Here is an 18,609-nt window from a genome sequence, read left to right on the forward strand (position 1 = left end):
CCATCTGGACAGGGCGTCCGGAGACAGCGTCCCACTCCCGAGGGCCCAATCGTGGTAGAGATTCCTACCCCTCACAGAAGGTGAGCGCTCTGCCAGACTCGCACGTATGACCAGCAACCCGAGCCGCAACGAGCTGGGGGCATTTCTCAAGGACCGCCGCTGCGCGCTGAGCCTGCGCGCCATGGGGCTGCCGGACAGCGACAGCCGACGGCGGGTCAAGGGGCTGCGCCGGGAGGAAGTGGCCCTGCTCGCCGCCATCAGTGCCGACTACTACGCCCGGATCGAGCAGGGCCGTATCCAGGCGTCCGCGTCGGTACTGAACAGAATCGCCCGCGTTCTCCACCTCGACAACGACCAGCGTGAACGCATGTACGAACTCGCGGACAAGGATGCGACCCGGCGCCGCCGATGCGTACCGCAGAAGGTCCAGCCGCAGCTGCGGCGCCTTCTCCACGGTCTCGTCGACACCCCGGCGATCGTCCTGGGCCGCCGGACGGACATCCTCGCTTGGAATCCCCTGGCCGCCGCCCTGATCACGGATTTCGCGAGGATACCGGCGAAGAAGCGCAATTACGTGCGGCTGGTCTTCACCGACCCCGCCATGCGGACGCTGTACACCGACTGGCAGCACGTCGCCCGCACCTCCGTCGCACAGTTGCGCATGGAAGCCGCCCGCGACTCGACGGACCAGCACCTGTGCGGCCTGGTGGGCGAGCTGAGCATCCATGACGAGGACTTCCGCCGGTGGTGGGGCGACCATCAGGTCGCCCTCAGCACCATCGGCACCAAGGTGCTCCACCACCCCGTCGCCGGCGATCTGACGCTCCACTGGGACACCCTCACCTGCCCTGCCGACCCGGACCAGCAACTCGTCACCCTGACCGCGGAACCCGGCACCCCTTCCCACGACGGGCTGCGCATCCTCGCGTCCTGGGCCGCGCGCACGCCCTGAGGAGCCCTGCATCGGCGGGCGGCGCACGACGCCATGGTTGCCAGCAACCAAAATATAATATATATGATGAGGAAACACGAGGAGTGCCTTGCCGGATCGCCGGACGGCGGTCGACCGAAGCGGAAGCGAGACACGGACATCATGCAGAACATCCCCCCTGTCGAGGCAGCAGTCGCTCGTCTGGTGACCGAGCTCGACTACGACACACTGCCCTCCGACGTCATCCAGGGCGCACGTCGGCTGATGCAGGACCAGCTGGCCCTCCAGGCCGGCTGTGCCGCCCTCCCCTGGAGTCGGACGGTCCTCGACCTGACGCGGAGCCGCCACGTGCCCGGTTCGGCGCGGGTGACCATGGCCGGCGACGCGATGAGCGCGGCCGACGCGGCGTTCGTCAACGCCAGCTTCGGCCACGGCTTCGAGTACGACGACGCGCACCGTGCCAGCTCCAGCCATCCCGGTAGTTGCGTGGTGCCCACGGCGCTGGCGGTCGGGGAAGAGATCGGCGCGACGATGCGCGAGGTGCTGCTCGGCATCGTCGCGGGCTACGAGGTCTACACGCGGATCGGTGTGCTCGCCGCGCCGGAACTGCTGGAGCTCGGTTTCCATCCACACGCGCTCCTGTCGACTTTCGGCGCCGCAGCGGTGGTCGCGAAGATGCGCGGTCTGGATCTGGAACAGACGCTCCACGCCCTGTCCATCGCCATGAGCCACTCCGCGGGAACCACCGAGTACACCTCGTCGGGCGGCTCCGTGAAGCGGGTGCACGCGGGCATCGCCACGCGGGGCGGTATCCGCTCGGCCGAGATGGCCGAAGCGGGCATCACCGGCCCCCTGGCCTTCCTGACCGGCAACAAGGGGTTCTTCCACACCTTCGTCCGGCGTGAGGTGGGGGCCGACGCCGCCGCCGCGTTCGCGCTCGACGCCCCCTTCGAGATCACCCGGATCTGGATCAAGCCGTACTGCTGCTGCGGCATCAACCACGCCTACATCGACGGTGCCCGGCAGCTGGCCGACCGGGCCGACCGGATCGACACCATCGAACTGGGCATCCAGGCCGGCGGCGACGTCGTCATCGGAAACCGCAACGCGAGCGCCTTCGCGCCCAAGAGCATCGAGAACCTTCAGTACAGCCTCCCCTATCAGTTCGCCCTCTCGCTCCTGGGCCACGGCAACGGCTTCACCACGCACCACGAGTACATGGCCGGACATCTCGACATAGGTGACGGCAGCCCGGTCGCGAAGCTCGCCGGCCGGATACGCATCACACCCAAACCCGAGCTCGACGCCGCCCACCCCGGCAAGTGGGTCGCCGACATCACGGTCACCTATGCCGACGGCACCAGCGAGAGTGTGTTCGTCGACAGCCCACGCGGCACCGCCGAGAACCCGATCTCGCAGCCCGATCTCGACGCCAAGTTCCGGGACCTCACGGTCGCGGCCCTGGGTACGGAACGCAGCGAGGCGCTCCTGTTCGCCATCACCGAGGGCGATCTCACCATGCCCGCCTCGGCGCTGGTCGACCTGCTGGTGATCTGACACGTGCCACACGATGATGGTCCCCCTCCGCCGGGAGGGGGACCATCGATCACGTTCAGCGGCGCGCGCCTTCGCACATGCATCGCCGGGGGGAATGCGACGTCGGTTCACATGAGGGCCGCGACGTCGATGGTGTCCGGGACGAGGGACTGCTCGACCCAGATGGTCTTGCCGTTCCGACCGTAACGGCTGCCCCACCGGGTGGAGAGCTGGGCGACGAGGAACAGGCCGCGTCCTCCCTCGTCGGTCCAGCGCGCCCGGCGCAGGCGCGGCTGGGTGTTGCTGGGGTCGGTGACCTCGCAGACGAGTACGTCGTCCCGGATCAGCCGCAGGCCGATCGGTCCGCCGGCGTAGCGGACCGCGTTGGTGACCAGCTCGCTGACGATCAGTTCGGTGGCGAAGGCCGCCTCGTCCAGTCCCCAGGCGGCGAGTTGCCGAGTGGCGGCCTGCCGGGCCTCGGCCACGACGGCCGGGTCTGCGGCGAACTCCCAGCTCGCGCTGGACCGCTCCGGGACGGCGCGGGTGCGGGCCAGGAGCAGCGCGATGTCGTCGCGGGGCGGGGCGTCGCCCAGGCCGGCCAGCACCGCGCGACCCATGTCGTCCAGGGGGCGGTCGGGGGCGTACGCGGCCGCGAGGTTCTCCGTCAGCCACCGCAGGCCGGCGTCGACGTCGCCGTCGTCCTGTTCGATCAGACCGTCGGTGTAGAGGGCGAGGATGCTCCCGGGCTCCAGTTCGACGCTGACGCACTCGAACGGCATGCCTCCCACCCCCAGTGGCGGGCCAGGGCGAACCGGGACGACCTTGGTGGTTCCGTCGGGCCCGATCACGACGGGCGGCGGATGACCGGCACCGGCCACGGCGCAGCGGCGGGTGACGGGGTCGTAGACGACGTACAGGCAGGTGGCACCGACGAGGCTCTCGGCGTCCGTGTCGTCGCTGATCCGCTGGACGAGGTCGTCGAGGTGGGTGAGGAGTTCGGTGGGGTCGAGCTCCAGGTCGGCGAGGGTCCGGACGGCGGTGCGCAGGCCGCCCATGGCGGCGGCGGCGTTCAGGCCGTGTCCGACCACGTCTCCGACGACCAGGGCCACCCGGAACGAGGGCAGGGGAATGACGTCGTACCAGTCGCCGCTGATGCCCGCTCCCCCGCCTGCGGGCAGGTACACGCCCGTGGTCTCCGCCGCCGCTGTGTCGGTCGTGGCCGAGGGAAGCAGACGCCGTTGCAGCGTGAGCGCCACGCGGTGCTCGCGGGTGTAGCGGCGGGCATTGTCCACACTCAGCGCGGCCCGAGAGGCGACCTCCGCCATCAGGTCCGCGTCGTCCTGTTCGAACGGATCCTGCTGTTCGGTACGCCAGACCGTGACGGCCCCGAGTATCAGCCCGCGCGCGAACAGGGGGGCCCAGATGCCCGAGTGTCCGCGTGCGGGGAGGAACAGGCGCTGGTGTGTCGGGTCGCCGAGCACGACCGTCACTTTCTCCGGGTCCAGAAGAACGGGGCGGCCCTGCTGGACTTCTCCCAGTTCCAGTGTGAAGGGCAGCCGGGGTACCGTCTCGCCCGGCTGGAGGAGGGCGGCGGCGTCGGAGGCGTGGACCGAGGCCATGGCGGCACGGCGCAGCTGCAGATCTCCCCCGCCGATGGTCTTCGGGGGTTCGTCCCCGTCGATCACGGCGTCGGCCAGCTCCACCCATCCAACGTCCCCGAAGCCGGGGACGAGGACGTCCATCAGGTCCTGTGCGGTGCGAGTGACGTCGAGCGAACGACCGATCCGGTCGGCGGCCTCATGCAGCACGTCCAGCCGGTGGCGAGCCCGCTGCTGGTCCGGGGCGTCGGTGACCATCGTGACGACGCCCGCGGGAGCCTTCTGGGCGTCCTCGACCCGGAAGGCGGACAGCGACAGGGCCAACGTCCGTTCCGGATCCTGCCGCGACCGCATGCGCAGGCTCTTGCGGATCAGCGGCTCGCCCGTGTCCAGCACGTGGCGCAGCGCGGCCTCCACGGCCTCGGCGTCCGCCACGGACATCACGTCCCTCAGCCTGCCGCCTCGGGACAGCGCCGCGCCGTCGAACATCTCGGAGCTGATGTTGGTCCACACGACGGACAGGTCCACGTCGTGCATGCCGATCCCGACACGGTCCTGGGAGAGCAGGGCCCGCAGGACACTCGCGCCCTGCTCCCAGTGGGTCACCTGTTGTGTGGGCGCGACCAGCACGAGGGATTCGGCGGCGGGTTGCGTCCGCAGCACCCTGAAGGTGACGTCGATCGAAGCGCCGGACCGGTGCCGCAGCAGCGCACGGCCCGCGGCCGGCATCCCGGCGTCACTCGCCGCGCCCGGGCACTCGTGGGTGAGCAGGGCCCGCACCGGGTGGCCGCAGACCTCTTCGGCCGTCCGGCCCAGGAGCTCGGCGGCCGCATCGGACCAGCGCACCACGGTGCCCCGGTCGTCCAGCACGGCTGTCGCGATGCCGGCGAACGCGAACACGTGCTCTTCGGCGCCGGGGCTGAACCCGTGCATCCCGCTCCTCTGGGTCGGCGCCCCCACCTCTCCACGGTACGTCCACGGGGGTACGCCCGCTTTGCAGCGGACGGCGCCGGCCCGACGTGGCGCTCCGGCGGGGTCACCGCAGGCGCGTGTACTGGTTCACTCCGTCCACGAACGCCACAGCCGCGTCGCCCCGCAGTACGAGCACGTCCAGGTGGGCGACCGTCTCGTTGACCGCGAGCATCTGGTTGAGGGGGTTGAGGTCGGCGAACGGCACCTCGCGGCGGGTCCAGGCGAGCCGGCGCGCGACCGCGTACGCGTCGTGCGTACCGTCCTTGAGGACGACGAGAGTCCTGTGCAGCCGGTCGTCGTGGTGGGCGAGCAGTTCGGCGACCCTGGTGTGAGTGCTGTCCGCGACGGGGCCGTGCGCGGGCAGCAGGCGGGCGTCCGCATGCCGGGCCATCAGGTGCAGCGAGTCCAGGTACGCGGCAAGCGGTCGGCCGCCCGGCTCGGCCGCCTCGAAGCCGATGGACGGCGTGATGCGCGGCAGGACGTGGTCGCCGGAGAACAGCAGTCCGCGCCGTTCGTCCAGGAAGACCACATGTCCCTGGGTGTGGCCGGGAGTTGGGATGACCTTCAGTTCGCTGTCGCCGAAGCGCAGGGTCTCCGCCTCCAGCCAGCGGTCCGGCTCCTCCCAGTCGCGGGGGTCGTACTGGTTGGGACAGGTCGCCTCGACGTGGTCGGCCACTTCGTCGGCTCCCGCCTGCCGCAGGATCGTCAGGGCGCACGCGAGGCCGCCGCCCAGCTTGTTGAGCAGCTCGAGCCCGGGGCGCTCCCCGGCCCCGAGATGGACGCGGGCGCCCAGCAGCCGGCGCAGTTCCACCGCCTGCGTGTAGTGGTCGCGGTGGACGTGGGTGACCAGGATGTTCCTGATGTCGCCGAGGTCGCGGCCGATGGCGGACAGAGCCTCCTCGAGGGCCTTGTGCGCCTCGGGTATCGCCCATCCGCCATCGATCATGACGAGGCCGCCGTCGTCGGTCAGGTCCTCCAGCAGATAGACGTTGACGGCGTGCAGACCGTCATTGGGGAGCGGGAGCGGTACCCGGTGGACGCCGGGCTGGACGGTCTGGATGCCCGACGTGGCCCAGGGTCCCTGATCGAACCGCTTCGTCATGGCTCTCCCTCAGTGATGGTGCGTCGTGGAACTCGTCGGCCGCCTCGCCGGGTCAGCCTCGCGGGCCGCCCGCAACGTACAGGACCTGGCCGGTCACGAAGCCGGCGCCCTCGCCGGCGAAGAAGGACACCGCGTGGGCGATGTCGTCGGGCTCCCCGACCCGGGGCACGGGGGTGACGGCGGCCCGCTTGGCCTTGAACTCCTCGAAGGGCACGCCCAGTCGCTCGGCAGTGGCCTCGGTCATCTCGGTCACGATGAAGCCCGGGGCGACGGCGTTGACGGTGACGCCGAACTTGCCGAGCTCGATGGACAGGGTCTTGGTGAAGCCCTGCAGACCGGCCTTGGCGGTGGAGTAGTTGGCCTGGCCCCGGTTGCCGAGCGCGGAGACGGAGGACAGGTTGACGATGCGGCCCCAGCCGGCCTTGGTCATGTGTGCCTGAGCGGCCTTGCTCATCAGGAAGGCCCCGCGCAGGTGAACGCCCAGAACCGCGTCCCAGTCGGCCTCGGCCATCTTGAACAGCAGGTTGTCGCGGGTGATGCCGGCGTTGTTCACCAGCACGACGGGCGGGCCGAGTTCGGCGGCGACGCGTGCGACGGCCGACTCGACGCGCTCGGCGTCGGCGACGTCCACGCCGACGGCCAGGGCGCGACCGCCGCCCTTCTCGATAACGGTGACGGTGTCGGCGCACGCCGCCTCGTCGAGGTCGAGGACGGCGACGGCGAAGCCGTCGCGGGCCAGGCGCCGGGCGGTGGCGGCGCCGATGCCGCGGGCGGCACCGGTGACGATGGCGACGCGATGGGCGGGGGCGGTGGACTCGGACATGTCGGTACTCCTGGACGACTGAGCGGAACGTGTGGGTGTACGGCGTGGGGTCAGCCGGAGACGCGAGCGACGGTCTCCGCGACGCAGGCCGGCTTGTCGGCGCCCTCGATCTCGACGGTCACCCGTGAGACGACCTGGTAGCCGCCGGGCACCGGGTCGGCGGAGACCAGGTCCACCGAGGCCCGGATCCTGGAGCCGACGCGCACCGGGTTGATGAAGCGCACTTTGTTCAGGCCGTAGTTGACGGCCATGGCCACCCCCTCGGTCCGGTACACCTCCCTGACCAGTGCGGGGAGCAGGGACAGCGTCAGGTAGCCGTGCGCGATCGTGGCGCCGAAGGGTCCCGCGGCGGCGCGCTCGGTGTCGACGTGGATCCACTGGTCGTCGCCGGTCGCGTCGGCGAACAGATCGATCCGTCGCTGCTCGACGGAGATCCACTCACCGGTGCCGACATGGGTGCCGGCCGCCGCGGCGAGCGCTGCGGGGGAAGGGAAGACCTTGGTCATCGGGGGTCCTGTCGCCTCTCGGGGGTCGTCGTCACGCGGCGGAGAACAGGGCGGCCATGCCCTGGCCGCCGCCGATGCACATGGTCTCCAGCGCGTACCGGCCCTCCCGGCGGCGCAGTTCGTGCAGCATCGTGGTCATGATCCGTACGCCGGTCGCGCCGATGGGGTGACCGAGCGAGATGCCCGAGCCGTTGACGTTGAGCCGGTCGCGGTCGTGCCAGCCCCACTCGGCCAGCACCGCGAGGACCTGGACGGCGAACGCCTCGTTGACCTCGACGAGGTCCAGGTCGTCGAAGGACTTGCCCGTGCGGGCGAACAGCTTGGCCACCGCAGGTACCGGGCCGATGCCCATGACCGACGGGTCGCAGCCGGCGGCCGCCCAGCCTTCCAGGAAGGCGATGGGCTCCAGGCCCAGGGACTCCAGCTGGTCCTCGGCGACCACCAGGCACGCCGCGGCGGCGTCGTTCTGCTGGCAGGCGTTGCCGGCCGTGACAGTGCCGCCGGGCAGGACGGTGCGCAGCTTCCCGAGGGCTTCGGCGTTCGAGTCGGGGCGCACGCCCTCGTCCCGGTCGAAGATCAGGGGTTCGCCTCGCCGCTGCGGCACCGTGACCGGAACCACCTCGTCCTTGAAGATCCCCGACTCCCACGCCCTGGCGGCCTTCAAGTGGCTGGAGACGGCGAACCGGTCGGCGGAGTCACGGGAGATGCCGTAGCGCTCGGCCAGCTTCTCCGCGGTCTCGGGCATCCCGGAGATCCTGCCGAAGCGGTGCTCGGGCTGAGAGCGTTCGCGGCCGCGGTCGAGCCGGTCGTACATGGCCACGTTGCCCGCGCGCCCTCCCCAGCGCATCGAGGTGGAGTAGTACTCGATGTTGGACATGCTCTCCACACCGCCGGCTATGACGACGTCGGCGGCGCCGGTCTGGACCATCATCGCCGCGGTGACCACGGCCTGCAGGCCGCCGCCGCACCGCCGGTCGGTCTGGATGCCGGGCACCGAGAGCGGCAGACCCGCGTGCAGCGCGGCCCAGCGGCCGATGCAGGGCGCCTCGGAGTTGGCGTACGACTGGGCCATGGACACGTCGTCGATGCGCTCCGGGTCGATCCCGGTCCGCTCGACCACGGCCTTGATGACCGTGGCGGCAAGGTCCTCGGCGGGTACCGGCTTCAGGGTGCCTCCGAAGGCACCGATGGGGGTGCGCAACGGACTGACAATGGCTGCTCGCCGCATGGGGGGCCCTTTCTCACGGAGGTGCAGAAAATAAAATATCTTCCTTGACCGTCGGGAACAAGGACTCACCTCACAGGGATCACCCGCCGCGACCGTGCGGCGATCTCGCCAAATCGGTCAAAATCGTTGCTCATCAGACGCTCGCGCTGAACGTCGACCCTCTGGCGGCAACTGCTCGCGCCCGCCCCCTAGACACAGAAAATTTAATACACAATCCTGCTTGCCACTCGGGTGCCCCGTGACGACGACCGCGGCACCGGTCCCAGCCTCCCCACTCCCCAAGCGCTGCCCCGGCGCCCCCGAAGAGGTCCCCATGGCGACCTCCGACACCGCTACAGATTGAGGAGAAGATGAGCGTACAAGGAAGTATTCCGGCGACCGCCGAGGTGACCGCGACCCCAGGCCGGGGGCGCGTCCTCTTCGCCGCCGTCGCGGCCCAGTCGATCGAGTACTACGACTTCCTGATCTACGGTACGGCCGCCTCGCTGGTCTTCAACACCCTGTTCTTCCCCTCGGGAAGCACGCTGACCAGCACGCTCGCCTCGTTCGCCACGTTCGCGGTCGGGTTCGCCGGCCGGCCCATCGGAGCGGCGATCTTCGGTCACATCGGTGACAAGTTCGGCCGCAAGCCGGCGCTGCTGACGGCCATGCTCCTGATGGCCGTCTCCTCGACGCTCATCGGCCTGCTGCCCACCTACGGAACGATCGGCGTGGGGGCGCCGGTCATCCTGGTGATCCTTCGCGTCGCCCAGGGCATCTCGGTGGGCGGCCAGTTCGGCGGCTCGACCCTGCTGGCGCTGGAGGGCGCGCCACCCAATCGCCGCGGCCTCTTCGGATCGCTTCCCCAGCTCGGTGTGGTCGTCGGCATGATCAGCGGCACGCTCGTCTTCCTGCTCGTCAGCCACCTCACCACGGCCGACCAGTTCTCGGCGTGGGGATGGCGCGTCCCGTTCCTGCTCAGCGTCCTGATGTTCCCGGTCGCCTACTACGTGCACCGATACCTCGAGGAGACGCCTGAATTCCAGCGAGCCGCTGAGGAGTTGTCGGCTCAGAAGGACGTCGCTCCTCGATCGTCCGTGCTGCGGGTGCTGCGCCGTCCCAAGCAGCTCCTGCTGGTGGCGTTCACCTTCCTCCCCGCCACGATCGCCTTCTACGGCATCGTCACAGGCGTGCTCCACTACGCGACGGAGGATCTGAAGATCTCCAAGGACACGATGCTCACCGTGGTCATGCTCTCGATGATCGCGTTCGCGGCGGGCACGATCGGCTTCGCGTGGCTGTCCGACATCGTGGGCCGACGCAAGGTCTTCGCGGCGGGAGCCGCCTTCTCCGGGGCATGGGCCTTCGCGCTGTTCCCGTTGGTGGACACCCGCGGTTTCGCGTGGATCCTCCTCGCCGCGGCCGTCGGACAGTTCGCCGTGGGCGCGATGTTCGGACCGGGTACCGCACTGCTCGCCGAGGCGTTCCCGGCGAGTATGCGCTACTCCGGAGCCTCGCTCGGAAACCAGCTCGCGAACATCCTCGGCGCCGGGCTCGCTCCGTTCGTCATGGTCGCGCTGATGGCGGCGACGCACACCACCGTGTCGGTGTCGATCTATATGGCGGCGTCATCGGTCGTCAGCCTGATCGCGGTGCCGCTGGTCAGGCTGCCCAAGGAGGAATCCGCCGAGTCGAGCTGAGCGCGGGGGTGAAGGCAGGCAGGGCCTCCTGGTGGCTCGGGGAAGCGAGTGACCGTCCCCACGGCACCGAGAGGCCCTGCATTCGTTCTGCTCGGTGGTCGCTGCCGCAGACTCTCGGCGCACGGTCGTAGCGGCCTCCCCCTTGATCCAGGACGGGCCGGTGCCGGACGCGACGTGATCGCGTCCGGCACCGGCCCGTCCTGGAGCGCCGAGTGCCTCTTGCCTACGGTCGGTTCCCGGCGATGGCGTCGGCGAGGTCGATCACGCCCTGTGCCGTCTTGGCGTGGGCGAGGTCGATGTGCTGCCCCTCGAAGGTGACCGCCGCGCTGCCGCCCGCCTCCGCCTCAAGGAAAGCGGCGATCATCCTGCGGTAGTGGTCCACCGTCTCGGGCGCGGGCGTGAAGACCTCGTTCGCCAGCGCCACGTGCGACGGGTGGATGAGGACGATGCCCCGGTAGCCGAGGCGGCGGTTGTCCTCGGCGAACCGCCGGAAACCGTCGAGGTCGGCGATGTCCTGCCAGACGCCGCCCACGGGGTGGTGCAGACCGGCGGCCCGGGCGGCGAGGATGATCCGGCTGCGCAGGTAGAGCGTCTCCAGGCCCTCCGGGGTGAACTCGAATCCGAGCTCACGGCCGACATCGGCATTGGGGCCGGTCGCGCCGAGCAGACTCACGACCCGCGGGCTGGCCGCCGCGATCTCCTCGCAGTGAGCCATCGAGACCGCGGTCTCGAAGCTGACGAGCAGACCGATCGAGCCGCGCTCGAGTCCCTCCCGCTCCTCGATGTGCGAGACCACCGCGTCGATGCGCACGATCTCCTCGGCGGTGAACACCTTGGGCAGGAACAGCCCGGCCAGGCCGGCCGTCACAACCTGCTCCACATCGGCGCCGAACAGACCGCTGTCGACGCTGTTGGGGCGGACCCAGACGTCGGCGCGGACATCCTGGGCGCGCAGCCGCCCGATCGTGTCGCGGACCGTCTTGCGGGCGTCGCTCTTGTCCGTGGCCGGCACCGAGTCCTCGAGGTCGAGGATCACGGCATCGGTACCCGCGGCGATCGCCTTCTCGGCCCACGTGGGCTTGTGGCCCGGCACGAACAGCATGGAACGGTACGGCTTCATGGGAACCTCTCCTCTACTTACATGAACAAAAGACGGATCAGAAGCTCGGCTTGCGCCGCTCGCGGTGCGACGCGAGTCCCTCCAGTACCTCGGGTCCGCCGAAGCCGTAGAACTCCAGGGCGAGCGAGGCGTCGAAGATGGAACCGGCGACCTGCCGGTACCAGTTGTTCAGCGACTGCTTGGTCCAGCGGATCGCCGACGGGGCGCCCAGAGCCAGCTCGCGGGCGACCTCACGGGCGGTGGGCAGCAGCTCGTCCTCGTCCACGCACAGCGAGACCAGCCCGATCCGCTCCGCTTCCTCACCGGTCAGCGGACGGCACGTCATCAGGTAGTACTTGGCCTTCGCCATGCCGCACAGCAGCGGCCAGCAGATCGCCGCGTGGTCACCGGCGGCGACGCCGAGCCGCGTGTGACCGTCGATGATCTTCGCGGTCCTGCTCACCACGGAAACGTCGGCGAGCACACCGGCCACCAGTCCGGCTCCGACGGCGGGACCGTGCATCGCCGAGACGGTCGGCTTCGAGCAGTCGATGACGTTGTAGACCAGGTCCCGTGCCTCACGCATCGTGCGGGTACGGGTGTCGAAGTCGTTCGTCAGCTTCTCGACGAGATCGAAGGACCCGCCGGCCGAGAATCCCTTGCCCTCGCCCCGCAGCAGCACCGCCTTCACCTCGGGGTCCGCGTCGAACTCACGCCAGATCTCGGCGAGGTCCGCGTGGGCGGCCTCGCTCACGGCGTTCAGCTTGGGCGCGTCGAGCACGAGCTCGATCACTCCGGCCTCGTCGGGCCCGTCCACGCGGAGGTTGGAGAAGCGTGCGTAGCGGCTCATGGTTGTTCCTTCCGATCGTGTGGTCCGGCATCCGGGCCGCGCCGGCCCCGGCTCTCATGCGCGGGACGCACGACCACGCTCCCGCCGCATGAGTTCCCGCCCGATGATGAGCTTCTGGATCTCGCTGGTGCCCTCGTAGAGCCGCAGCAGGCGCGCGTCCCGGTAGATGCGCTCCACCGCGACCTCCCGCATGTAGCCGCTGCCCCCGTGGACCTGGACGGCGAGGTCGGCGACCCGGCCGGCCGACTCGGTGCAGAACAGCTTGGCCGCGGAGGGCCCGAGCCGTCGGTCGGAGCCGTCGAGGTAGTGCCGCGCGGCGTCCCGGGCGAGCGCCTTGCTCGCCATGACGAGCGACTGCTGTTCGGCCAGCATGGCCTGGACGAGCTGCTGTTCCCCGGTCGGCACGCCGCCCTGCCGGTTCTGGGCGGAGTAGGACACCGACTCGTCCAGGGCGCGCTCCGCCAGCCCCGTGGCCAGTGCCGAGATGTGCACCCGGCCGCGGGCGAGGACGGTCATGGCGGCCCGGAAGCCCGTCTCCACCTCGCCGCTGATCAGCGCCTCGTGGCCGACGTGGACCTGATCGAAGTAGACATCGGCGGTGGTGGCTCCCTCCTGGCCCATCTTGCGGTCCTTGGCGGCGACGGTCAGCCCCTTGCTGCCGGCCGGGACCAGGAACACCGCGATCTTGTTCTCGGCGTCGGTCCCCCGCACCTTGGCGAAGGTGACGAAGAGGTCGGCGAGCGGGGCGTTGGTGATGAACCTCTTCTGGCCGCTGATGGTCCATCCGTCGGCCGACCACGTGGCGGTGGTACGCATGCCGGACGGGTCGGATCCCGCCTCCGGCTCGGTCAGGGCGAAGGAGGCGATGCACTCGCCCGCGGCCATCGGCTCCAGCCACCGCTTCTTCTGCTCGTCGGTGCCGAAGCCGGCGAGCACCTGGCCGGCGATGCCGTTGTTGGTCCCGAACAGCGAGCGGAAGGCCAGTGCCGTGTAGCCGAACTCGAAGGCCAGCTCGACGTCCTGGGTGATGACAAGCCCCAGCCCGCCGAACTCCTGCGGCAGCGCGTAGCCGAACAGGCCCATCGCCGCGGCCTTCTGGCGCAGGTCGTCCGGGATCGTGTCACCGTCCGCGATCTCACGTTCCCGGGGGACGACCTCCTCCCGGATGAACTCCCGTACCTGGGCATGGATCTGAGCGAAGTCGTCCGCACTGACCGTCTCTTCAACGGGTGTGGGCATTTTCCTTCCTTTCTGTGTTCGGGGCGGAGAGGGGAACCGAGTCCGAGGCCGGCTGCGGGGCCTGTGCGCGTGCCCGGCCGAGGAACAGCCCCTCCGGGTCGTACGCACGCAGTTCCCCGACGTCGGCGGCCGTGACCGGGCGGAGTTCTTCGAGGTGCGGGCTGACGGACAGGTCCCAGCCGCACTGGTCGCGGACGTGGGCGACCCGTTCGGCCAGTGGCTCCGGTCCGGGCGCGATGTGGGTGAGGACGAGTTCCCCGTCCTGCATCGTCAGCGTGCCGAGGTCCGTCACGACGGCTCGCACCCGCCGGCCGGGGCTGGTGACGTAACCGCACTTGTCGATGAAGCGGCGGCGGCCCATCGTGCCGACCACCAGCACCTCGTCTGCGTTGGTGATGACGTCGTTGCCGCCGCCGGAACCGACCAGGTAGGGGCCGCCTTCGATCTTGGTCGTGTTGATGTTGCCGTGCCGGTCGATCTGGGCGGCGCCCACGCAGGCGATGGACCGGAAGAACGCGCCGTTGACCAGGTTCCCCAACACCTGCTCCGTATCGAGCAGCATGGACGAGGACGGGAAGTTGGAGAAGCTGAAGATGAACGGGTCGCCGGGGGTGGGGGTGTAGTCCCACAGCCCCAACTCTGCCGCGAGCGCCACCCGGTGGCCGGCCGCCTTGGCCTGTCCGACCCCGACCCAGGCGGCGAGGTTCGCCAGGCCCGCCCCCGCGAGCACGGTGTCCGCCGAGGTCTCGGCGATCCGCCGGTTCACGAGGTCGGCGAGCCACACGGCGGCCCGTTCGGCCGCCGTCGGCGGGCCGACGCGCTCGGCCCCGGCGGGCGGTGTCGGCGGCCCCTCCGCCCCCCGGACCAGTCCTTGGAGCCGTGCCGTGCCCAGCTTCGCCAGGTAGCTCTCGTGGTCGGCCGGTTCCAGGACCCACTCGCGCAGCCAGTCCTCGAAGTCCGGTCCCCTGCTGGCCTCGCGGGCGGCGACCCAGAAGGGGACGTCCTCCACATAGCCCCGTACGGGCAGCCGTGCTCCGGATGGTCCGGGGAAGACGCCACCGGGGTGCGCGCCGAACGGCGCCTCGACAATGCCCAGGACCCGATGGGCGGGGATGCGCACCAGGGACGACCAGGGCCGCAGGTCGTCCACGACCTTCTCGACCGTGGCGATCACTCCGCGCCGTGAGGCGAGTGCTCCCACCACACCTTCGAACATGGGTGGCGCGATCGCCAGGTTGCCCTGCCGGTCGGCCACCGCGGCGTGCACCAGTGTCACGTCCGGCACCAGCGGCGCGACCAGGCCGACCCGCCCGAAGGCGGTGTCGACCTCCTGGTAGGCCTCGTTCTCGGTCATCGACGAGTCGCGCACCGAGCCGGTCACGACCGCGGGGACGCCGGTGGCCGCGGCCCGCAGCCGCTGGATGAAGGTCAGGAAGGACCAGTTCTGGACCTCCACCGCTCCCGAGGCGTACGCCTCCTGGAAGACGGGGTTGGGGGTGAAGACCGGGAAGGAGTCTCCGGAGTACACCGTGACGACCTTCTTCAGGCAGCCCGCACGGAAGAGCACGGCCCCCAGCGAGGACAGACTCGCCATGATCAGCGTGAAGTCGGCGGGCTTCTCCCAGTACTGACGGGCGAGTTCCCGCACCAGGGCGCTCCAGCGGCTGTGCCCCATCATCACGTGCACGGCGTCACCTGGGTGTACGTACCGGGAGATCGCTTCGTCCAGCCGGCAGAAGTCGACGGCCTGCGGCGCGGGTTCGGCGCCGGCAGGCGTCGCAGTGGTCGCCATGTCGAAACTCCCTCTTGCTCAGTCGCGAAGTTTAAATAAAATATATTTACCCATCGCCAGGGGCAATGAGACGCAGGTCACGCAAGCATCTGCCGCGACGCTCGGACCGGTCGACACGATCCGGCATCAACCGGGCTCAACCCTTGACAGCGCGCAGGAAAAATATTTTACATACTTCATCAGCTGGCGACCGTCACAATGAAGCGAGGTCACCGATGCAGCACAAGCCGCTCAACGGCATCCGGATCCTGGAGCTCGGGGGATACATCTCGGCACCCTACGCCAGCTCGCTGATGTGCGCGCTGGGCGCCGAGGTGGTGAAGGTCGAGAGGCCTGGCACCGGCGAGGACTTCCGGCGCCACAAGAACGACCGCAGCCCGTACTTCATCCAGTACAACGCCGGGAAGCGCAGCCTCGCGGTGGACCTCAAGAAGCCCGAGGGCGTGGCGCTCGTGAAGGCCCTGGTCCCCCGCTTCGACGTGGTGCTGGAGAACCTGCGCGCGGGCAAGCTCGCCTCTCTGGGACTGGGCCAGACGGAATGCACGGCACTCCGACCCGATCTGGTGTACGCGTCCGTCACCGGCTTCGGGAACGGCGGCCCGTTCGCCCAGCGTCCCGCCTACGACACCATGGGCCAGTCGGTCGGCGGGCTGTACTCCCTTCTCGGCGACACCGGTACTCCCCAGCTGACCGGCACCATCCTCGCGGACCTGGTCACCGGCCTGTCCACCGCCACCGGTGTGCTCGCGGCGCTGGTCGGCCGCGCCGCCTCCGGCGCCGGGCAGCACGTGGAGACCTCGATCATGGAGGCGGTCAGCACGATCACCGCCGACGCCATCAGCCAGTACTTCGACGACGGGCACCAGGACCCCACCCGGCAGAGCCGTCACCCGCAGGCGCAGAATTTCTGCCTCAAGTCCGCCACCGGGGAGGACTTCGCGATACACCTGTCGTCGCAGCAGAAGTTCTGGCACTGCCTGGTCGAAGCGCTCGACCGGCGTGATCTGGCGGACGACCCCCGGTTCGCCACGTACCCGGACCGTGAACGCAACTACTTCGAGCTGGTCGAGATCGTGGAGGCGGAGTTCCTCACCAGGCCGGCGCGCGAGTGGGAGAAGCGGCTGACCGAGGCGGACGTCCCCTTCGCTCCGGTGCTCACCGTCTCCGGGTACATCAACCACCCGCAGACCGAGTGGCTCGAGCTCGTCGAGCCGGAGCACAACGGCGTCTCCCTGCTCCGGCCGCCGTGGCGATTCGGTGGTTCCCGTCCCGAGCGCGAAGGCGTCGCACCGCGGGTCGGCCAGCACACACGCGAGATAGCCGGCGAGGTGTACGACGACTCGCGCATCGACGAGCTGGTCGCCGCCGGGGTCCTGTTCACCGACTCCTGAACAAGTCACCCCGGCGGCCATCGGGCCGCCGGGGTTGCCGTGATCGCCTACCGTACGGGCGTTGACTCCGGTTCGTGGATGTCGGGCGAGAACGTCGCCCACGGCTCGTCAGCTCTGGAAGTCGGTCGAGACGGAAAGGTCGCGCCACTTCTCAGCGTTGACGCGTAGCGTTTCGGCCCGATTGGTTACGATCTCGTACGCGTCAGGCCCTGCGGCAAAACGCACCGGCGGCTCATCGGCCACGGCCAGAGCGACAACCGCCTTGCCGAACTTCACCGGATCACCGGTCTGGTTGTGGTTCGCCGCGTCATAGCCGGCCTTTTGCGCGGCCGAGTAGTCAGCGTAATCCGACACCTCCACGTCGCCGTAGGAGGCCGAGCTCGGATCGAGGAAGTCCGTACGGAAGAATCCCGGCTCGACGAGGGTGACCTTGATACCGAACTGGGCGACTTCCAGGCCGAGGGTCTCCGCCCAGCCCTCGAGCGCGAATTTGGTCGCCGTGTAGGCGGACGCGCCTTCGAAGCCCATCAGTCCGGCGATGGACGACACCGTGAAGACATGGCCCGAACGCTGCTCCCGCATCACCGGCAGAACCGCCCGCGTCACAGCCATCGTCCCGAATACGTTCGTCGCGAATTGCCGCTCCATCGCTGTCGCGGAAATTTCCTCGAATGCACCGAGCTGACCATATCCGGCGTTGTTGACGAGAATGTCGATGCGGCCGAAACGCTCCACGGCCTGGTCGACGCCGGCCTGGACCGCGGCATGATCGGTGACGTCCAGCTTCAAGGTGAGCAGGCGATCACCAAATCCGGACAGCGCCGCACTGGCCTGCTCCGGCTTGCGGGCTGCGGCAACCACACGGTCTCCGGACTCAAGTGCTGCCCGAGCCACCTCAAGACCAAGTCCGCGACTGGCGCCTGTAATGAACCATGCTTTCATCTGACATTCTCCCATTGATTTCTTACGCAGAAGCCGCTCAGCAGCACCTTGTCCTGCTTCTTCGGATACCGGCGTGCGTCACAGGATCAGGTCACCGCCGCCGAAGTCCACCGCCGCGGGCACTGTGAGGCGTGCAAAGATCGGCATCTTGCTACGTTCCTGCATGTCACATGCATGCTAGAGCCCTCTCACATCAATGTAAGAGGGCTCTAGCATGGAGTCAAACGAGGGAGATGAAGAGTGATGCGAGACTCCGCCGCGGGCACTCGGCCCTACCATCACGGCGATCTGCGTGCGGCACTGGTGCAGGAGGCGATGAGCCTGCTGGCGGCGGACGGCCTCGCCGGGTTCTCGGTCGCCAAGCTCGCGCGCAGCCTCGGAGTCAGCTCGGCATCTCCGTACCGCCACTTCCCGGACCGGGAGAGCCTGCTCGCCGCGGTCGCCGCCCGGATCGCCGACGAGCTCGCGGAGCGCATCCAGAATGCGGCCGATGGGGCCGGAGGCGACCCGGTCGAGCGCGTGGCCGCGGCCGTCGGCGCCTACACCCGCTACGTCATGGACCAGCGCGTCGGCCTGGAGATCGTCTTCCTGGACGGCCTCCAGGACTCCAAGTACGCGGACCTGCACGAACACACCCGCAAACTCACCGACCTGCAGATCGAACTGGTCACCGCGGCCTCCGCCGGCAGCACCTACGAGGACGTCTTCGACCTGTACGACCAGGTCGTCGCCCTCGCCCACGGCTACGCCGCCCTCTACAACCTCGGCGCATACGCACAACACCAGCGCACCGCTGAGGACATCGAACGCAAGGCCGCCGGAGCCGCACGGCGCCTGATCACCGGCAACCGGCAGTGCACCGGCCAGTAGACCGGTGACGACGGACGTCCCCCGCGCCAGAAAGGTCGCGGGGGACGTCCG

General features: G+C 69.4%; 15 protein-coding genes. 5 read left to right on the forward strand and 10 right to left on the reverse strand.

The window, feature by feature from the left end:
* Positions 1-106: 106 nt before the first annotated feature.
* Positions 107-952 carry a helix-turn-helix domain-containing protein gene (locus ACSYGO_RS06235; RefSeq protein WP_460386041.1) on the forward strand — a complete coding sequence of 282 codons (846 nt, stop codon included), beginning with the start codon at positions 107-109 and terminating at the stop codon, positions 950-952.
* Between the two features lie 141 nt (positions 953-1,093).
* Complete coding sequence (locus tag ACSYGO_RS06240) at positions 1,094-2,488, forward strand: MmgE/PrpD family protein (protein ID WP_426682705.1); 1,395 nt, start codon at positions 1,094-1,096, stop codon at positions 2,486-2,488.
* Between the two features lie 107 nt (positions 2,489-2,595).
* On the opposite strand, the gene ACSYGO_RS06245 is transcribed toward ACSYGO_RS06240, so the two are convergent.
* The 5 genes from ACSYGO_RS06245 to ACSYGO_RS06265 form a co-directional block, all read right to left on the reverse strand.
* A complete protein-coding gene (locus ACSYGO_RS06245; protein WP_426682704.1) occupies positions 2,596-4,998 on the reverse strand; it encodes an ATP-binding SpoIIE family protein phosphatase in 2,403 nt (800 codons plus the stop codon).
* 103 nt (positions 4,999-5,101) lie between these two features.
* A complete protein-coding gene (locus ACSYGO_RS06250; RefSeq protein ID WP_426682703.1) occupies positions 5,102-6,139 on the reverse strand; it encodes an MBL fold metallo-hydrolase in 1,038 nt (345 codons plus the stop codon).
* A gap of 52 nt (positions 6,140-6,191) precedes the next feature.
* A complete protein-coding gene (gene fabG / locus ACSYGO_RS06255) occupies positions 6,192-6,962 on the reverse strand; it encodes a 3-oxoacyl-ACP reductase FabG (RefSeq protein WP_460386042.1) in 771 nt (256 codons plus the stop codon).
* Between the two features lie 50 nt (positions 6,963-7,012).
* The gene (locus ACSYGO_RS06260; protein WP_426682701.1) at positions 7,013-7,468 is read right to left on the reverse strand and encodes a MaoC family dehydratase; all 456 of its coding nucleotides are present in this window, start codon (positions 7,466-7,468) and stop codon (positions 7,013-7,015) included.
* 31 nt (positions 7,469-7,499) lie between these two features.
* On the reverse strand, positions 7,500-8,696 hold the full coding sequence (locus tag ACSYGO_RS06265; protein WP_426682700.1) for an acetyl-CoA C-acetyltransferase: 1,197 nt from the start codon (positions 8,694-8,696) through the stop codon (positions 7,500-7,502).
* 350 nt (positions 8,697-9,046) lie between these two features.
* On the opposite strand from ACSYGO_RS06265, the gene ACSYGO_RS06270 reads away from it, so the two are divergent.
* Positions 9,047-10,375 (forward strand): MFS transporter, encoded by a 1,329-nt coding sequence (locus tag ACSYGO_RS06270; protein WP_460386043.1) that lies wholly within the window; start codon positions 9,047-9,049, stop codon positions 10,373-10,375.
* Between the two features lie 223 nt (positions 10,376-10,598).
* On the opposite strand, the gene ACSYGO_RS06275 is transcribed toward ACSYGO_RS06270, so the two are convergent.
* Genes ACSYGO_RS06275 through ACSYGO_RS06290 form a run of 4 tightly spaced genes read right to left on the reverse strand, consistent with a single transcriptional unit; the run spans position 10,599 to position 15,355 of the window.
* Positions 10,599-11,495: an HpcH/HpaI aldolase/citrate lyase family protein gene (locus tag ACSYGO_RS06275; protein WP_460386044.1), complete on the reverse strand. Its 897-nt coding sequence runs from the start codon at positions 11,493-11,495 to the stop codon at positions 10,599-10,601.
* 37 nt (positions 11,496-11,532) lie between these two features.
* The gene (locus ACSYGO_RS06280) at positions 11,533-12,324 is read right to left on the reverse strand and encodes an enoyl-CoA hydratase/isomerase family protein (protein WP_435229799.1); all 792 of its coding nucleotides are present in this window, start codon (positions 12,322-12,324) and stop codon (positions 11,533-11,535) included.
* 54 nt (positions 12,325-12,378) lie between these two features.
* The gene (locus ACSYGO_RS06285; RefSeq protein ID WP_435229797.1) at positions 12,379-13,563 is read right to left on the reverse strand and encodes an acyl-CoA dehydrogenase family protein; all 1,185 of its coding nucleotides are present in this window, start codon (positions 13,561-13,563) and stop codon (positions 12,379-12,381) included.
* Complete coding sequence (locus tag ACSYGO_RS06290) at positions 13,547-15,355, reverse strand: CoA-transferase (protein WP_460386045.1); 1,809 nt, start codon at positions 15,353-15,355, stop codon at positions 13,547-13,549. The genes ACSYGO_RS06285 and ACSYGO_RS06290 overlap by 17 nt, the downstream gene beginning before the upstream one ends.
* 215 nt (positions 15,356-15,570) lie before the next feature.
* Between ACSYGO_RS06290 and ACSYGO_RS06295 the strand changes: the two genes are divergently transcribed.
* The gene (locus ACSYGO_RS06295; protein ID WP_426682694.1) at positions 15,571-16,746 is read left to right on the forward strand and encodes a CaiB/BaiF CoA transferase family protein; all 1,176 of its coding nucleotides are present in this window, start codon (positions 15,571-15,573) and stop codon (positions 16,744-16,746) included.
* Between the two features lie 108 nt (positions 16,747-16,854).
* Here the strand turns inward: ACSYGO_RS06295 and ACSYGO_RS06300 are convergent, their stop codons facing one another.
* Complete coding sequence (locus ACSYGO_RS06300) at positions 16,855-17,703, reverse strand: oxidoreductase (RefSeq protein WP_460386046.1); 849 nt, start codon at positions 17,701-17,703, stop codon at positions 16,855-16,857.
* Between the two features lie 228 nt (positions 17,704-17,931).
* Between ACSYGO_RS06300 and ACSYGO_RS06305 the strand changes: the two genes are divergently transcribed.
* Positions 17,932-18,558 (forward strand): TetR/AcrR family transcriptional regulator, encoded by a 627-nt coding sequence (locus tag ACSYGO_RS06305; RefSeq protein ID WP_460386047.1) that lies wholly within the window; start codon positions 17,932-17,934, stop codon positions 18,556-18,558.
* The last annotated feature ends 51 nt before the right edge of the window (positions 18,559-18,609 follow it).

This window comes from Streptomyces krungchingensis (assembly GCF_054729265.1).